At 39.4% G+C, this 17,643-nt stretch carries 14 protein-coding genes; 8 read left to right on the top strand and 6 right to left on the bottom strand.

Annotation, left to right across the window (positions count from 1 at the left end; translation table 11 throughout):
• Window positions 1-1,227, top strand: a complete 1,227-nt coding sequence (locus A3Q33_RS10245) for an SAM-dependent methyltransferase (protein ID WP_155866750.1) — start codon at window positions 1-3, stop codon at window positions 1,225-1,227.
• Window positions 1,228-1,331: 104 nt separating this feature from the next.
• Here the strand turns inward: A3Q33_RS10245 and A3Q33_RS10250 are convergent, their stop codons facing one another.
• The 4 genes from A3Q33_RS10250 to A3Q33_RS10265 form a co-directional block, all read right to left on the bottom strand.
• Window positions 1,332-3,467: a sensor domain-containing protein gene (locus tag A3Q33_RS10250; protein WP_081179850.1), complete on the bottom strand. Its 2,136-nt coding sequence runs from the start codon at window positions 3,465-3,467 to the stop codon at window positions 1,332-1,334.
• 4 nt (window positions 3,468-3,471) lie between these two features.
• Window positions 3,472-3,966: a Rab family GTPase gene (locus A3Q33_RS10255; RefSeq protein WP_081179851.1), complete on the bottom strand. Its 495-nt coding sequence runs from the start codon at window positions 3,964-3,966 to the stop codon at window positions 3,472-3,474.
• Window positions 3,967-4,124: 158 nt separating this feature from the next.
• Window positions 4,125-5,882 (bottom strand): OmpA family protein, encoded by a 1,758-nt coding sequence (locus A3Q33_RS10260; RefSeq protein WP_081179852.1) that lies wholly within the window; start codon window positions 5,880-5,882, stop codon window positions 4,125-4,127.
• Window positions 5,882-6,418 carry a hypothetical protein gene (locus A3Q33_RS10265; protein ID WP_081179853.1) on the bottom strand — a complete coding sequence of 179 codons (537 nt, stop codon included), beginning with the start codon at window positions 6,416-6,418 and terminating at the stop codon, window positions 5,882-5,884. The genes A3Q33_RS10260 and A3Q33_RS10265 overlap by 1 nt, the downstream gene beginning before the upstream one ends.
• A 793-nt stretch (window positions 6,419-7,211) precedes the next feature.
• Here A3Q33_RS10265 and A3Q33_RS10270 point away from each other — a divergent pair.
• The 3 genes from A3Q33_RS10270 (at window position 7,212) to A3Q33_RS10280 (ending at window position 11,650) form a co-directional block, all read left to right on the top strand.
• Window positions 7,212-8,795: an alkaline phosphatase gene (locus A3Q33_RS10270; protein ID WP_081179854.1), complete on the top strand. Its 1,584-nt coding sequence runs from the start codon at window positions 7,212-7,214 to the stop codon at window positions 8,793-8,795.
• A gap of 24 nt (window positions 8,796-8,819) precedes the next feature.
• On the top strand, window positions 8,820-10,634 hold the full coding sequence (locus A3Q33_RS10275; protein ID WP_081179855.1) for an alkaline phosphatase: 1,815 nt from the start codon (window positions 8,820-8,822) through the stop codon (window positions 10,632-10,634).
• 308 nt (window positions 10,635-10,942) lie between these two features.
• A complete protein-coding gene (locus A3Q33_RS10280; RefSeq protein WP_081179856.1) occupies window positions 10,943-11,650 on the top strand; it encodes a hypothetical protein in 708 nt (235 codons plus the stop codon).
• A gap of 3 nt (window positions 11,651-11,653) precedes the next feature.
• Here A3Q33_RS10280 and A3Q33_RS10285 read toward each other — a convergent pair whose 3' ends face one another.
• On the bottom strand, window positions 11,654-12,619 hold the full coding sequence (locus A3Q33_RS10285; RefSeq protein WP_081179857.1) for an NAD(P)-dependent oxidoreductase: 966 nt from the start codon (window positions 12,617-12,619) through the stop codon (window positions 11,654-11,656).
• Between the two features lie 82 nt (window positions 12,620-12,701).
• Window positions 12,702-13,184 carry a putative 4-hydroxy-4-methyl-2-oxoglutarate aldolase gene (locus A3Q33_RS10290; protein WP_081179858.1) on the bottom strand — a complete coding sequence of 161 codons (483 nt, stop codon included), beginning with the start codon at window positions 13,182-13,184 and terminating at the stop codon, window positions 12,702-12,704.
• A 186-nt stretch (window positions 13,185-13,370) separates the two neighbouring features.
• Between A3Q33_RS10290 and prmA the strand changes: the two genes are divergently transcribed.
• The 4 genes from prmA (at window position 13,371) to purH (ending at window position 17,533) form a co-directional block, all read left to right on the top strand.
• Complete coding sequence (prmA, locus tag A3Q33_RS10295) at window positions 13,371-14,252, top strand: 50S ribosomal protein L11 methyltransferase (protein WP_081179859.1); 882 nt, start codon at window positions 13,371-13,373, stop codon at window positions 14,250-14,252.
• A gap of 196 nt (window positions 14,253-14,448) precedes the next feature.
• Window positions 14,449-15,426 carry a tRNA dihydrouridine synthase DusB gene (gene dusB / locus A3Q33_RS10300; RefSeq protein ID WP_081179860.1) on the top strand — a complete coding sequence of 326 codons (978 nt, stop codon included), beginning with the start codon at window positions 14,449-14,451 and terminating at the stop codon, window positions 15,424-15,426.
• Window positions 15,427-15,431: 5 nt separating this feature from the next.
• Window positions 15,432-15,719, top strand: a complete 288-nt coding sequence (gene fis / locus A3Q33_RS10305; protein WP_044832893.1) for a DNA-binding transcriptional regulator Fis — start codon at window positions 15,432-15,434, stop codon at window positions 15,717-15,719.
• Window positions 15,720-15,937: 218 nt separating this feature from the next.
• The gene (gene purH, locus A3Q33_RS10310; protein WP_081179861.1) at window positions 15,938-17,533 is read left to right on the top strand and encodes a bifunctional phosphoribosylaminoimidazolecarboxamide formyltransferase/IMP cyclohydrolase; all 1,596 of its coding nucleotides are present in this window, start codon (window positions 15,938-15,940) and stop codon (window positions 17,531-17,533) included.
• Window positions 17,534-17,643 lie beyond the last annotated feature (110 nt).

The following is a 17,643-nucleotide window of genomic DNA, read 5'->3' on the forward strand; positions in this document are numbered from 1 at the left end:
TTGGAAAACGTATCAGGGATAAAAATAAAAAAACAAGCTAACTGGTTAGATAAACGTTGCCGTAGTTTAGTTTTCTCAGCTTTTGCAAAAATTAACTATGGTCAAATTGAATTAGTTGATAATGCACAGCGTTTTCTTTTTCCTGAGTTTGCTGAAAATAAATCCTTACTTGGTCGTATCAATATACATGACAGCAGCGTCTATCGAGATTTTGTTAAAGGTGGTTCTATTGGCGTAGCCGAAGCTTATATTGCTGGAAAATGGAGTAGCCCAAATTTAACGACTGTTATTCGTATATTTGCTCGCGCTCAGCAGGAAGTCGATAGTCTTGAAAAGCAAAAACCTTGGCTAACTAAGCTTAAATATGCCTTGCTTCACCGTCGAAATCGCAATAGTCAGACAGGTTCAAAAAAGAATATTCTTGCGCATTACGATTTAGGAGATGAACTTTACAGTCGCTTTCTTGACCCTGAAATGATGTACTCATCAGCTATTTATCCTAACAAAGATGCAAACTTAGCGCAGGCACAAATACACAAAATGTCGACTATTTGTCAGCGTTTGGAGTTAACCGCAGATGACCACTTATTAGAAATAGGTACAGGTTGGGGCGGGTTAGCTATTTACGCCGCTCAGCATTATGGTTGTAAAGTTACCACGACGACTATTTCTGATGCACAGCACGCATATGCTAAAAATCGCATTGAACAATTAGGGCTAACAGAAAAAATTACGCTGTTAAAACAAGATTATCGTGACTTGACTGGTGAGTTTGACAAACTGGTTTCAATTGAAATGATAGAAGCCGTTGGCTTTGAATTTTTACCTAGCTTTTTTAAGCAGTGTAATGAAAGGTTAAAGCCAGGCGGAAAATTATTAATTCAGTCAATTACCATTGCGGATCAGCGCTTTGAGCACTACAAAAATAATGTTGATTTTATTCAGCGTTATATCTTTCCAGGTGGGTTTTTGCCCTCTATTTCTGTGTTGACAGGGCATCTGACTGAGCATACTGAATTAGTCACAGAGTCGATAAGTGATATAGGCCTAGATTATGCAAAAACGCTATCTCATTGGCGCGAAGCATTTTTAAAGTCTTGGCCTGAGCTTAACCCTTTTGGCTATGATGAAGAGTTTAAGCGACTTTGGCTTTACTATTTTGCTTACTGCGAAGGTGCTTTTCTTGAACGCTCAACCAGTACGGTACACTTAGTCGCAAGAAAGTAGTGGAGTTATATTACCCCAATGACTAAATTTCAGTTATTGGGGTATTTAATGTATCCAGTGTTTAGCTTCGTTCGCCTGAGGTCGAGATACTTTTTACTGATATTTTATAACGATTGTTCATTGAGTAGCTTGATAAAGTAATCTACATTAATGGGTCGGCTAAACATGTAACCTTGTACTGAGTTACATGCATTGTCTACCAGAAAACTCAATTGCTCTTGGGTTTCAACACCTTCTGCTGTAACACATAAATTTAAGTTGTGTGCCATCGCAATAACCGCACGTACTATCGCTTTATCGTTATCGTCAGCAACAATTTCTTTAATAAATGTACGGTCAATTTTTAAATAATCTAAAGGTAATTTTTTTAAATACGACAGTGAACTGTAACCGGTACCAAAGTCATCAACTGACACACTCATACCAATCGTTCTTGCTTTACTTAATAATTTTTCTGCTACGGAATAATCATCAACTAAAACATCTTCTGTTACTTCTAGCTCTAATAAACAGGGATTAATTTCATTATCGTAAATACAAGCGCTTAAGTATGAAAACAACGTGTCATCAGCAACTTGAGATGGAGACAGGTTCATTGATATTTTAATATTAAAGCCGAGTTCACTTATTTCTTTGGCTATTTGACAAGAACGGCTAATTACCCACTCACCAATCGCAATAATCAAACCACTTCTTTCTGCGACTGGAATAAAGTCATCAGGATTTATTAAACCTTTAACTGGATGGTTCCAGCGGATCAATGCCTCAGCTTTGTTGATACAATTAGTTTTAATATCGATAATAGGTTGCAGGTACAGTTCAAATTCGTTGTTCTTGATTGCCTGCCTTAACTCTTGTTCTATTATTATTATATGGTGTGAAGCATCTTTCATTGATTGTGAGTAAAATTGGATCGAATTTTTTTTATTTTTCTTACCGTTATAAGCGCTTAAGTCGACAAATTTCATCAATTCTTCAACACTTTGCGCATCTTTTGGGTAATTGGCCGCACCAATGCTAATGCTGACATTAAAGCTTTCTGTTGTTGTCGAGTGAAACGGCTTATTGATACTATCAATGATGCGCTGTATCGCCAGTTTACAGGCTTTTTGGCTATCGATATTATTAATAATTATTGCAAACTCATCGCCGCCAACTCGCGCAATAAAATCTGAAGTTTTTACCGCAGCGCTGATACGCTTGCTTAACTCTATTAGCAGTTTGTCGCCTTGGTCATGGCCATAAAACTCGTTGTGCCGTCTAAATTCGTTAATATCAATATACAGTAAATAAAACGGTCGATTGGAAGCTATGTGTTTCTCTAGCATTTGCAAAAAAGAAAATCGATTTGGAAGTTCGGTTAACATATCTTGCAGGGCAAGTTGCTCATTTCGCTGCACTAAGTGCTTTATTGTACTGATGTCGTTGGCGAATATTATCCAATTCTCTACTTCATTGAGCTTATTTTTAACGGGATAAAAGCCTACCTTAAGCCACTTGAGTGTCGATGGCGGGGATATCCAACATAATTCACCATCCCAACTAGAGTTAGTTGACAAAATTCGTTCGTATTCAGGCAATTGGTTTTGCATTAACCTAAGAATAATCTCAACGGGACGAGCAGACTCTGTAGAAACGAGTGAGTCTTGATCAAAAAGTTTGAGTGCCGCTGAGTTTTCAATATTTGTGGTGAAATCAGTACTGGCAATTAAAACGGCAAACTCTGCATTTTCAATGACTTTCGTGAGAGTCTTTAATATATTACTTTGCTCTGGTGGCTGTTTTAAAATAGACAGTAAGCGGGTATGCAAATACTCATTTTTTAAAAAAAGTCGATCGTAGGACAATAAAACTTCACGAGCTAACTGTTTTGTTTTTTGCTGAAATTCGAAATCTTCTCGTTGATTGGTTATGACTAGAAGATTGTGTTGTTCATGTTTTATGGCGATCGCTTCTAAATACAGTTCTTTATTGTTTTGAGTTATTTCGGTCCATAAGCCAGAGCGTAATTTACCATTCTCACTAGCTTGCCATATTGATTTTGCATCAAAAAGGAAGTCGAGTAAAAATGGCGTATCCTCATTAATCGTAAATGGCTGTTGGTTACTCGATTTTGGAAATAAATCACTTGCCCACTCACCTTCGCCTTCCATCCATTTTACTGTGCCAGCGTTAGTGTCGGTAACTTCTAAAACAATTTGTTCTAATGCATTTATGACTTTATTAAGTAGCGATGTCATCTTATTAACTCCTTAATAATAGCTTTGCTAAGCCGGCAAACATTTCTTCTACATTTGCCCCGGTTTTAGCACTGGTCGAAAACTGTAGATCAAATAAGTTTTGATAAGACTTGTTTTCATTGTCATCCATATTCCAAGTGGCAGGTAAATCGCTTTTATTGATGGTCAATATTGCCGGACAGTTGGTGACTTGCTGAGCAAGGGTGTGGATGTCTAAACCTTCATGTAATGAAGTTGTACGTGTTTGATCAACAACGATGATATAACCCGCAGCACCACGTAAGTACCTTTCTTGGAAAGCGTTATAAGTGTCATTACCTTCCATGTCCCAAATCATGAACTGTACTTGTTCATTCTCTATAGAGATGGTTTTTTTGTCAATTTTTACACCAATGGTCGTAAGATACTTTTCACTAAAAATACCTTCTACAAATTGTTTGACTAAACTTGTTTTTCCAACACTGGAAGCCCCTAAAAGGCAGATTTTCTTTTGAATCAAAGCGTCATCTCCATGTTCGACAGCTTGCTGGTTTTGCTTGGCTTTTAATTCTCGCTAAGTATCAATTATATAAGCACGATAAAGTATGAGTAAAATACTACACCTATTTACAAAGGAGTCACCCTCTAATTTTTTTAATCATTATTTATATGGATAACTTAATCATTATTTATATGGATAACATTGAACATAACGGTTCTTGCCGTACTACTGATATCGGTAATTTCTATTTGGCCCAAGCCTAAAACGAACATTTTATCTTTATTTATACCTTTGAGTTGTAAAACATCGGCAGCATTGTTTGCTCTTTTGAGACTAATCACATTATTTGCAGTTTTATTGCCGGTATTATCACTGCTGCCCAATATTAATAAGCCAAAATTGATGTTAAGTGCTTTGGCTATTGGAGTAAGTTGCTGTGTATATTGATAAAGCCGTTGTAATGACAGTTGCATTTCGGGCGTGATGGTTTCAACAGCAACCGGGAAATTTAGCTGGAGTGAAGCAATTCGGCCAATAAGGTCATCAAATATTTGTTGCTGTATTTGCTGACTTTCTAACATTGGCATGGCTGATGCCAGTGTTAATTGTTCGGTGCTTAAGTTTTTATCGGGCGTAAATCCTGCTATGGCTAACGCATTGAGTAACTGTTCTGTTTTTGTTATCTCTAAACTGCCCGAAAGTTCAAGCATATCGTTTTGCCAAGTAAAGGTAATATTTGGGTATGCTTTAATTATACGCTGCGCGCGTTGGCGCAAAATTGGCGGATCAAAAGAGTAGTAATTTCGTTCATTGAGATTGAACAATGTCGCATTCATTTCATTATTATTAAGCCAGTCAGTAATATTCAAGGCGTCAGGGTCGCGTAAAATATCTAATGTTATATTATCAAGACTGTGTATTTTAAGTTGTTTGATCATGACGCCGGGCTGGGCGTCTAACTGCATTATTTTTTCGTGAAGTTGAGTGCTTTTTAGCCAGTTATAGCTTTGGTATCCTGCGTATAGCAATATGAGTAAAACTATTCCCCAGGCAAACCAAGGTGTTTTTTTCTTATCGGGGGTTGCTGTTTTCTGCTCTGATAATAAGCAGTCACGCAGTTGGCTGTCGGTATTTTCAAACTGTTGGTTATCGCCATTAAAGCTCTTCAGTTCTTCAATGTACAAACTATGGATGTTTTCTACCGTTAACTGTAATTGGTCACTTATACTTTGAGGGGGATTTCCGCTTACGGCGGCAACAACAAGCGCACTTGGGCCTGGTTTTATCAGTAAGTTAAAGTTTTCGGTACTGACCGATTGTAATTGTTCTTTGAGTCGATCATCGTTAGTTATAAATGAGTCACCTACAAAGTCATTAATAGCTGTTAGCATTGCCGATACGACGTCGGCATCACTTTTGTTTTCATTATCTAATGCGACGGTATTTAAAAGTAAGCCGGTTTCTCTATGAATAAGAAAAACATGTTCGACTCGATAAACAAAGGTTTGAGAGGCAGCATACTGTGCGTAACTAACGCCACCTTGTCGAGCTCTAATCCGCCATTTTAGCCCTTTTATTGTCAGACTGTTTTCCAATAGCTGATTAGTTTTTTCCATAAAGTCACTGAGAAAAGCAGCAACAGATTTTCTGACTAAACTACCAACAATGGGATATAAAGAGATAACCATTTGCTCACTATTGTGAGCAACAGATATTTGTACTGAGTCTTCGACAAAAGGTTGGAGTACTTTATCTACTGATTTATCTTGTTTTTGCCTATCACGTAGCGCCTCGGTAATAACCTCGGCTACTATTTTACGCGCATCTTTTTTTATACTATCTGTAATTCTACTATTGTCTCTACCCAGCAGCAGAGTGCGAACTATTTCTAGTTGTTGCGCTGACTCAGCTTCTTTTGATGCATCGGTTGGCATTATAGTTGGTCATCTTCTAAGTTAATCGCCATGGTTGCCAGTAATTTAGCCAGTGTTTTTCTATCGGTTTTTGACGAACTAAGCGCATTTGATACTGTTTCAAGATGGTTTTTCAATTGTTCCAGTTGTTCATTGAAGTTATGCGAGAGTGTTTGGCTGCCACTATCAAGTGACTGTTCCATCGTTTTAAAGTCTTGCTGGGTCGCGGTGGCAAACATTTCATGTTCAGACGCTAAATTGGCAAGATCTTTTTGAATAACCAATTCATTATCATCATGGGTTTTATCTAAGTGCTGTATTTGTCGCTCAATATCAGAAAATCGTTGGTTGATATTTTCCTGCATTTTATCTAAGCGCTGGGTAAAATTAATGCTTTGTGTATTGAGTGCGTGCTCCAAATCACTACGCGTTAATGCAATTTGTTTTTTTAATTGTTGCTCGGCAACGCCAAATACAATTTGTCTAAGCTGGTCAAGCTCATCAACAGGCGCTTCGTTTTGTTCTGGTTCTTTTTTAGTGTTTTTATTGTTAGACATCTACTACATTCCATTTTAATTAGACTTTTATGATAAATTTAGTGTAACGCAAAATTCTAAAACATCCTGTTTTTCACGTGTTTAGTTATTTAAAACCGTACTTATCTCAACATTATTACACTTGTTAATGTTTGTCTAGAACTCGAATGTAAAGTGGCTGCTTATTCTCTATTATCAGCGCAATGGTCAGCTGAATAATTCACCAGTAGATTTATTTTGCGATCTTAATTTTCATAGAAAGCTATTGGCTGCTAGCGCGAGGCTAAGGAATGTAAAGAATCGTAAAGTGCTGAACTAAGTATACTCGCGCTGACTCTATGGTATAGCAAGTCGATTAATTGAGTTGTCCTAAAGCACTTATCGGACGACGAAACCCTGACAAATAAACTTTACTGTGGAGTCATTTATGCAGCATGATAATCAACGAAATACGGCAAAACTGCCCGTTATTCAAACAGAAATTGTGGCTTTATTTCTGTTACTGGTTGCGATTGCCCTGGTAGTATAAATAAGCGTTAATTTTAGATTTACGCTGTTAATTCAAATATATTTGCAGCTATACGGCAATCTGCAGCTATACGGCAATCTGCAGCTATACGGCAATTTAAGTCGCATATAAAACCAGATAGCCCCTCACTCTCTAATGGGTTGTCATATTTATGCTATAAAACTTTCATCGTCCGTTCATATTTCTTTTACCTTACTGTCATTTTTAGTGATTAGCATGCTCGTGTTGTTAGTGCATGTGCATTAGCAAAACTATATAACTAAAAATAACACTAAAGGAAGCATTATGAACTCGACATGGGTTTCACTTTCAGCTTTGTCATCTTTTTTACTCTCTAGCGTCGCCGTCGCTGGCGTTTTACCTAATGTACAAAAAGACAGTCCGTGGTTTGTTGATGGCCAGCAAGCAGTCATGGCTAAAACTAAACTAACAACACGCAATAAAGCAAAAAATGTCATTTTATTTGTCGGTGACGGTATGGGGCTTTCGACCTTAACTGCAGCACGTATCTTAGACGGACAAAATAAAGGTCAATCGGGTGAGGAGGGCTATTTAAGCTTTGAAGCGTTTCCTTATTCTGCACAAGTTAAAACCTATAATGTAGATGCACAAACACCCGATTCAGCCGGAACGATGACGGCGATGATGTCAGGTGTTAAAACGGATGTTGGTGTCATTGGTGTAGATGAAGATATTGAGCGCGGTGATTGTTCAACAGTAAGTGGCAATGAATTAGTCACGTCACTAGAGGTTGCTGAAATTAAAGGTTTGTCGACGGGTATTATTTCAACAGCGCGTATTACTCATGCCACACCTGCGGCAACTTATGCAAAATCAGCTGACCGTAACTGGGAAGATGTTTCCGATATGCCAGAACCCGCTGTAACCGCAGGATGTGTAGATATAGCTACTCAGCTTATTGATTTTGAAAAAAACCTCGAACAACGTTTCCCCGGTGTTGATGTTGATGGCATTGAAGTAGCATTTGGCGGTGGTCGCCGCCACTTTTTACCTAAAGATGCGAGCTTTAACAGCGCTGATGCTGTAAGTGCTATTGAGGGTGATCGTACTGACGGCGTAGATTTAACCGCTAAATGGCAAGCGCAATATCAAAATGGTCAATATATTATTGATCAAGCCGGTTTTGACGCGATCGATGCTAGCAGCACTGAGCGCGTGTTGGGCTTATTTAATGAATCACATATGCAATATGAAGCTGATCGCAGTAATGATATTGCCGGTGAACCTTCACTCACTGAATTAACCAGTAAAGCGATTGATATTCTCGATAATAATGAAAAAGGTTTTTTCCTCGTTGTTGAGTCAGGACGCATTGATCACGGTCATCATGCGGGCTCTGCGTATAACGCTTTAACAGATACCATCGAATTCGCTAACGCAGTGCAAGCTGCTATCGACAATACTAATCCTGAAGAAACATTAATTTTAGTAACCGCTGATCATAGTCATGTATTTACTATCGCCGGCTATCCTAAACGTGGCAATCCCATCTTAGGCAAAGTGGTTAATGTTGGTGCAACTGAGCCTGCTTTAGCGGGAGACGGAATGCCATATACCACGGTGGGTTATACCAATGGTAAAGGCTTTAGAAATTTGGTCAACGAAACAGATGCCGATCTTACTTATAGCGCTGATGCAGTGGCTGGGCGTCAAGACTTAACGATGGTTGATACTACTTCAACAGGTTTTCATCAAGAGGCCACTGTGCCGCTTAGCTCAGAAACCCATGCAGGTGAAGATATAAGCTTACATGCTTCAGGGCCAGGAGCTCATTTAGCGCAAGGCGTCATCGAGCAAAGTGTCGTGTTTCATATCATCAATCAATCTCTTGGCTTAATTGCTAAATAATCGGCTAATCGAAAGGAATTAATTATGAAATCAGTAAAACTTTTATCTTTAGCCGTATTGGCTGCATTAGCGGGTTGTGGTGGGGACGACGGTAGTAATGGCGCTGATGGCAATAGTGGTATTAATAGTCTAATTAGCCAAACGTTACTAAATGTTGGTGATGCACAATGTCTTAATGGCGGTGTTCAAATTGACTCAGGTTTAGATGATGATGGCTCCGGCGTATTAGATGTTGGCGAAATCGACGCGACAGAATTTGTCTGCTCGCCAACATTAACGCAAGCGCAAGGCTCGGCATTAACCGCTACGACAAACAACTTATGGTATGAGCAAGGACAAAGTGTTTTAGCGCAAGCTGAACTTAATGCTCAATCTTTGATGAATACCAAAGGTAAGGCTAAAAACGTTATTCTCTTTGTTGGTGACGGTATGGGTATTTCTACTGTGACTGCTACTCGTATTTTAGCAGGGCAACAACTCGGAAAAATGGGGGAAGAGCATCAACTAAGTTTTGATAAATTCCCTTTTTCTGGTTTTGCAAAAACGTATAATGTTGATGCACAAACGCCAGATTCTGCTGGCACCATGACCGCGATGATGTCAGGGGTGAAAACAGATGTTGGTGTCATTGGCGTATCTGAAGCTATCAGCCGAGGTGATTGTTCTACGGTATCAGGGAATGAGCTAGTAACCGCATTAGAACTGGCAGAAATAGCGGGAAAATCAACAGGTATTATTTCTACCGCTCGTATTACGCATGCCACACCAGCGGCGACTTATGCTAAATCTGCCGATAGAAACTGGGAAGATATCTCTGATATGTCAGCAGCAGCTGTTTCGGCTGGTTGTATTGATATTGCCGCACAACTTATTAGTTTTGAAAGTGATATGGAAAGCCGCTTTGCTGGCGCCGATGTTGATGGTATTGAAGTCGTATTGGGCGGTGGAAGAAGACACTTTTTACCCAAAGATGCATCATTTAATAGTGCCGATGCGGTAAGTGCCATAGAAGGTGATAGAACGGACGGCCGCGACTTAACCGCAGAATGGAAAGCGCAATATCCAGCAGGTAGTTATGTTATCGACCAAGCAGGCTTTGATGCGGTTGATGCTAATACCACGGCAAGACTCTTTGGTTTATTTAATGAATCTCATATGCAATATGAAGCGGACCGCGGCAACGACATTGCCGGTGAACCTTCTTTACGCGAGATGACCAGTAAAGCGATTGATGTGCTGGATAATAATGAACAAGGTTTTTTCTTAATGGTTGAGGCGGGTAGAATCGATCATGGTCATCATGCCGGCAGTGCACATGGCGCGTTAACCGACGCAATGGCTTTTGCCGATGCTGTAAAGGCGGCGGTCGATGCAACTGACCCCGAAGAAACCTTAATTATTGTTACGGCCGATCATAGTCATGTTTTCACTATGGCAGGCTACCCCAAACGTGGTAATCCTATTTTAGGTAAAGTGGTTGGGGTTGGTAGCACTGAGCCAAGCTTAGCCAGTGACGGTATGCCTTACACCACATTAGGTTATACAAATGGTAAAGGCTTTAGAGATTTAGGGGCAGAAACAGATGCGGATGCAGGCTATAGCGGCGACGCTGTTACTGGGCGTGAAGATCTCGCTATGGTAGATACTAATTCGCCAGGTTTTCATCAAGAAGCCTTAGTGCCAATGGGCTCTGAAACTCATGCCGGTGAAGATGTTGGTATTTATGCCCAAGGGCCTGGTGCGCATTTAATTACGGGTACTAATGAGCAAAGTGTTATTTTCCATGCGATGGACTATGCCGCAGATTTGGTCACAAAAGCTGAGCAAGCGATAAACTAAGTGTTTGCTGTTCTCTATTGTTAGGTCGGGAAGTTGTCGGATTAAAAAATGACAACTTCCTTTTATTTATATCAATTTGATTAATTAAGTGATCTACTTTTTCATGCGGAAAAATGGATAATGACAAGGCATAAAATTTAGTCAGTAGTTTTTCTACTTCTAAATTTTATAACGCTGTAGTTATTCATTTTAACCATTAAAAATGAGCGGCTAATTAATCAGCTTGATATTATACCTAGGCTGCCTCAAGACATTAAAGATTTTATATTGAAGAGTCTGGTGATTATTAATTAAAAATTGGTTTTATTATGAAAATTATTGTCGCATTATTATTCACGATATCTTTAAGTAGCAACGCCAGTGAGTGCGAAATTTCACCCGATTTGCTCAGCGCTTACTATCAGCTGAGCACTCAGCCCTCTAATACCACAGCGATTAAAAAACCTGTTCCGCAATTATTTGAATTACACCGCGAGGCTAAAGTGGTGTTACATCGTAATATAAGCAAGGGTGTTGATGAGCTGTGGACAAAAAATGGTCATCGATTGTCGCTAAGTCGAGTGTTTGAAAAATATCAGCATGTGATTGAATATCAATCCAATGAACTGAGATATCAACCACAATGGCAAGATGTGTTTCAGTTAGTCGTGACACCTGAGCTAAAAAACATGCAATTTGTCGAACAGAAAAATACCGGTTGTCTGCTTGAAGAGCACTATATATTGAAAGATAAACACAAAGAGTATCAACTGACTTGGTTACCAAAACTACGCCTAGTAAAATACTTTCAATTAAAGGACGTTAAGTTCACACGACAATGGCAGTTAACAAAATATCAGCCCAATGATGTAGAGAGGTTGTCGCTATTTAAACAATATTCAACTTATCAAAGTACAGATTATGCTGATATTGGTGATAGTGAAGATGTACCCTTTTTAGCGAAGATGATTAACCAAGGTTTTTCTGTGCCTGTTCACCATCATACAGGCCCAGTGAATAATGAGCATCGCCATTAAGTGCTAGCTACCGCTGTATATATGCTTTTTGGTGAAAGGGCTTTGTGACAAGGTTTTATTTTCGGGTAATTCGATAGTACCACTCAATAAGTATATAACCTTCTCGCCTTGCTCTGCTAAATCTAAAACGTGTTGCACATTAATTAATATGTTTGAGGCTATGTCTTGAGGATACTTACTGGCGTCACGTCTAATATATTCGATCAGGTCAGTATTAACTTCTTTGTCATAAAAAACGGCATCGGCAAATTGCATTTCGCGATGAGCATTAAGGGTCAAGTCGTCTGGATTACCATTACCGGTATGTATAAAAACAATTTCACCCTTGGGTGGTGGTGTTTGTGTTTTTAAACTGGCAATTAACTGTTGTTCAGCCAACGTTGTTTTACCCGATAAAATAGCTTGTCCGATACTGCCACGCAAAGTGCGCTCCCAAAAAGTACGACGGTCACGAATACTTTTTACCCGCGCTTTAACATGATCTCTAAATTTAAAAGAAAAATCAGCTAACTTGCCGTAGCTATTGGGTAATGTTTTCTCGATTTGCTCACGTAACATTCGCAGGAGAATAGGGGCACTACCAGAACTCGACATTGCTATAATAATAGGACTTCGATCAATAATGGCTGGTGTTATATAGGTGCATAGTTCCGGTTGGTCGACTACATTGGTGAGTAATTTTAATGCTGTGCTTTCTGCAGCTACCGCGCTATTGACTTCACTACTGTCTGTTGCAGCAATAACAATATTAATGTTGTGAAGATGGCCAGGCTGATAATTATGTTTGAGCCAAGTTAATTGATGCTCATTTACTAAACGCTCAACACTACTATTAAGCGTTTCAGACATAACAGAAATGTTAGTTGTCGATTTTAATAGTAACTCTATTTTACGAGCTGCTACTTCGCCACCACCTATAATCATTGCGTTTATATGTTTGGCATCTAGGTATATGGGGAAGTACTTCATTATTAATCTCTAACTCTGGCGTTATGTTGAATTTTAGCAATACAGACTTTACTAAGGGTGTTGTCATAAAAGGTTATTGTCATTAAAAGGTTATTAGTGCTTTGCTAATGGCTAAGCCATTACTATCACCATATATATATTGACCAGGCGTAAAGCTTAGGTTGGCAAAGCTAATAACTTGGTTAACTTCACCTTTGCCTAGCTTTTCAGTTTTAATTGGGCAGCAGCCAAGTGCTTTTACTGCGATGGGCAAGGTAGCTATGGTACCCGCATCACGAATACAGCCATTAATCACAATGGCCTGCCAACCATTTTTTACGGCTAGCTCGGCTAACATGTCACCGAGTAAGGCATTAGTGATACTTGCTTTACCATCAACGACCATCACTTTATTACTGCCATCAGTAGCAACAAGCTCTTTAACTCTGGAATTATCGTTATAGCAGCTAACGGTAACAATTTCGCCATGGAATATAGTATTCCCACCGTAGTCTTTAAAGATAGGAGCAGCCAAAGAAAGCTTATCAGCATGGTCGTCGAATAAATCGGGGAGAAGATCTAGCATTTTAATCCTTACAGTGTGAATAATTAAAGTAGGCGACTGTGCTTATATAAGTGTTAACTACTAAGCTGGCAATGTTCATTAAGACATCAAGTTTATCGCAATTATTAGATTAGTATATGGCTAAAGTGGCTGTTTTGTCGCGGTAGAGAATGATAAACTAGCAAAAAAATTTTAATGAGAAGAAACATGCCCTGGATCCAGCTTAGATTAAGTGCTGATGAAGAAACTGCCGAAAAATATAGTGATTGGCTCAGTGCATGTGGTGCACAAGCCGTTACCTTTATTGATGCTAAAGATACACCTATATATGAGCCTCTACCTGGTGATGAAGTTATCTATTGGAATAATACCGTCGTGATGGGCTTATATGATGCGGGTCATGATATGGATAAAGTCTTGAATTACTTAAAAGGTATTCATCCAGATAAAGCCAATATGGCATATAAGCTTGAGCAACTTGAAGATAAAGACTGGGAACGCGAATGGATGGACAACTTTCATCCAATGAAGTTTGGCCAACGTTTATGGGTATGCCCTAGTTGGCGTGAAGTGCCAGATCCGAGTGCAGTTAATGTTATGCTCGACCCCGGCTTAGCCTTTGGCACCGGAACACATCCAACCACCGCTTTATGTTTAACTTGGCTTGATGGCTTAGACCTTGAAGGCAAAACCGTCGTCGATTTCGGTTGCGGCTCAGGTATCTTATCATTAGCCGCGCTGAAATTAGGTGCGAAAAAAGTTATCGGTATCGATATTGATCCACAAGCACTACAAGCCAGTTTAGAAAACGCAAAACGTAATCAATGTGAAGACCGTTTAGAATTATTTCTTCCTAAAGACCAACCTGAGTTTAAAGCTGATGTGGTCGTGGCAAATATTTTGGCCGGACCATTACGTGAACTTGCACCCGTCATAATTGAGTATGTTGCTAGTAAAGGTGTGCTTGCTTTGTCTGGAGTTTTAGAAGAACAAGCCGAACAATTACAAACCATATATGGTGAATTTTGCCAGATGGACCCGATTACTATTCAAGACGAATGGGTACGTTTATCAGGTGTTCGTAAATAGTTGTACAAAACACCTTAAAAAGTGAGCAGCTTTTGTTATCAATTTGTACAAAAACTGCTCGCAATAACACTTTATAAAATGTCAATATGAAAAACGTGAAAAAAAGCACTTTTTGTTCAATTTATATCCTTTTCAATCCCAAAAAAAACACGTAAACTTAGCGCCCTTTTGAATAGTAGCTCAAAAAAACAACAGCGTGAAGATAGGTCCATACACTTTAGCAAGCAATACCATGCTTGCACCCATGGCGGGAATTACTGATCAACCTTTCAGGCAATTATGTTGTCAGATGGGGGCAGGGTTAGCAGTATCAGAAATGATGTCATCTAATCCTAAGGTGTGGAATACCGGTAAATCTCAACGCCGTATGTTGCATAGTAAAGAAGCAGGTATACGTTCCGTGCAAATTGCCGGTTCAGATCCTGAAGAATTAGCTTTTGCTGCTAAGGTCAATGCTGATAATGGCGCTCAAATTATTGATATTAATATGGGTTGTCCGGCAAAAAAGGTAAATAAAAAATTAGCAGGTTCAGCGTTATTGAAAGAACCCGCGTTAGTCGAGCTAATTATTAAAGCTGTGGTGAATGCGGTAGATATTCCTGTAACGTTGAAAATTCGAACTGGCTGGTGTGAAAACACTCGCAACGGTATTGAAATAGCCAATATTGCTGAGCATAACGGAATACAATCACTTGCTGTGCATGGACGTACTCGTAATGACTTTTATAAAGGCAATGCCGAGTACGAAACCATTAAAGCAATTAAGCAAGCGGTGAATATTCCTGTTGTTGCTAATGGCGATATTACTTGTGCGGAACAAGCGGAACAAGTGCTGAATTACACCGGGGCTGATGCCATTATGGTTGGTCGCGGTGCCCAAGGGAGACCTTGGATTTTTCGAGAAATTAATCATTTTTTGAAAACGGGTAGGCATTTGTCTGCTCCTTCAACGGAAGAAGTACGTTCAATTTTAATTGGGCATGTAATGGAATTACACAAATTTTACGGTGAATTTATGGGTGTACGTTTTGCCCGTAAACATGTTTCTTGGTACATGCAAACGCATGAACAAGGAAAATCGTTTCGTTCTATTTTTAATGCACTCGAGTCAGTTACTGAACAACTTGACGCATTAACTATGTATTTTGATAATTTAACTTTAGAAAGAGTCTGAACTTTATGTTTGAACAAAATATTTCCTCTCCATTTATTACCGGTGATCTACAAACTCAGACAAAGGCCTCGCCTTTACGCACACAAGCGAAAGTAGCTATAAAAAACTACTTGTCACAGTTAAACGGTAATGACGTTGATGATATGTACGACCTTGTACTTTCAGAGATAGAAGCGCCAATGCTTGAAGAAGTAATGCAATATACGCGTGGTAACCAAACCCGCGCTGCTAACTTATTAGGTATCAACCGCGGTACTTTACGTAAAAAGTTAAAAAAATACGGCATGAACTAAGAAATAAGGCAGGTTAGCCTGCCAATTAAAAGCACCCTCGGGTGCTTTTTTGTTTTTAGGGATGTAAAAGTTATCCAAATAGTCAGCTTTTACATCCGGCTAACAGTAAATAAGCATAACAATGATAATGGACGCGATTTAGCGTATTTCAACGCTACGGACATGTGTCATAAACCAGACAACCATTTAATTTTAATTTATAGGTAATTAGAAAAACCATGGATACACCACGCCCTATCAAACGTGCACTATTAAGTGTTTCAGACAAAACCGGTATTGTTGAATTTGCTCGCTCGTTATCAGAAAAAGGTGTCGACCTTTTATCAACAGGTGGTACTGCGAAGTTATTGGCTGAAAATGGCATTAAAGTTACAGAAGTATCTGATTACACAGGTCATCCAGAAATTATGGATGGTCGAGTTAAAACCTTACACCCAAAAGTTCATGGTGGTATTTTAGCGCGTCGTGGTATCGACGAAGCCGTGATGACTGAAAATGATATCAGCGCAATTGATCTCGTTGTAGTAAACCTTTACCCATTTGCCAATGCCGTTGCTGATGAAAATTGTTCATTAGAAAATGCCATTGAAAACATCGATATTGGCGGGCCAACTATGGTGCGCGCCGCCGCTAAAAATCATAAAGATGTGACTATTGTCGTCAATGCTCATGATTACGACCGTGTTTTAGCTGAAATGGCGGTGAACAATGGCTCTTTGGTTTATCAAACTCGTTTTGACTTAGCCATTGCTGCCTATGAACATACTGCTGCTTACGACGGTATGATTGCTAATTACTTTGGTAAAATGTTACCAGCATATAACAGTGATGAAGCTGTTAGCGTTGAAAAACAAAAATTCCCACGTACTTTTAATAGTCAGTTTATTAAAAAGCAAGATTTACGTTACGGTGAAAACTCGCATCAAGACGCAGCATTTTATGTTGAGGCAAGTCCTGAAGAAGCTTCAGTTTCTACGGCAACTCAACTACAGGGCAAAGCCTTATCGTATAACAACATTGCTGATACTGATGCCGCTTTAGAATGTGTTAAAGAATTTGATGAGCCAGCATGCGTTATCGTTAAACATGCAAATCCATGTGGCGTTGCTATTGGTGATGATATTTTAGCGGCTTATGAAGGCGCGTATAAAACAGACCCTACGTCTGCATTTGGCGGCATTATTGCGTTTAACCGTGAGTTAGATGCAGATACAGCCCAAGCGATTGTTTCTCGTCAATTTGTTGAAGTTATTATCGCTCCAAGCATTTCTGATGCTGCTGCAAAAATTGTGGCGACTAAACCTAACCTGCGTTTATTAAAATGTGGTCAATGGGATACTAAAACTACAGGCTTTGACTTTAAACGCGTTAACGGTGGGTTATTAGTACAAGATACTGATCAAGGTAGCGTGACAAGTGATGACTTAACGGTAGTAACTAAACGTCAACCTACGGCTGAAGAAATGCGCGATTTACAATTTTGTTGGAAAGTAGCGAAATATGTTAAATCAAACGCTATTGTTTACGTTAAAAATAGCACGACTATCGGTGTCGGTGCTGGCCAAATGAGCCGAGTATATTCAGCGAAAGTAGCTGGTATTAAAGCCGCGGATGAAAATCTAGAAGTGGCTGGTTCGGTAATGGCGTCTGATGCATTCTTCCCATTTCGCGATGGTTTAGATGCAGCTGCTGAAGCCGGCATTACTGCGGTAATTCAGCCAGGTGGTTCAATGCGTGACAATGAAGTTATTGCCGCAGCAGACGAACATAATATTGCGATGGTATTCACCGGCATGCGTCACTTCCGCCATTAAATCGGCTGAATGAATAAACTATGCTCAGGTCGTGTTCTTACCTGGGCATAGTTGTTCCGAAAATCGAAATATACGTGTGTATAGCGCAAAATTCATATGTAGACACACGT

It is taken from the genome of Colwellia sp. PAMC 21821 (assembly GCF_002077175.1).
Classification (GTDB): domain Bacteria; phylum Pseudomonadota; class Gammaproteobacteria; order Enterobacterales; family Alteromonadaceae; genus Cognaticolwellia.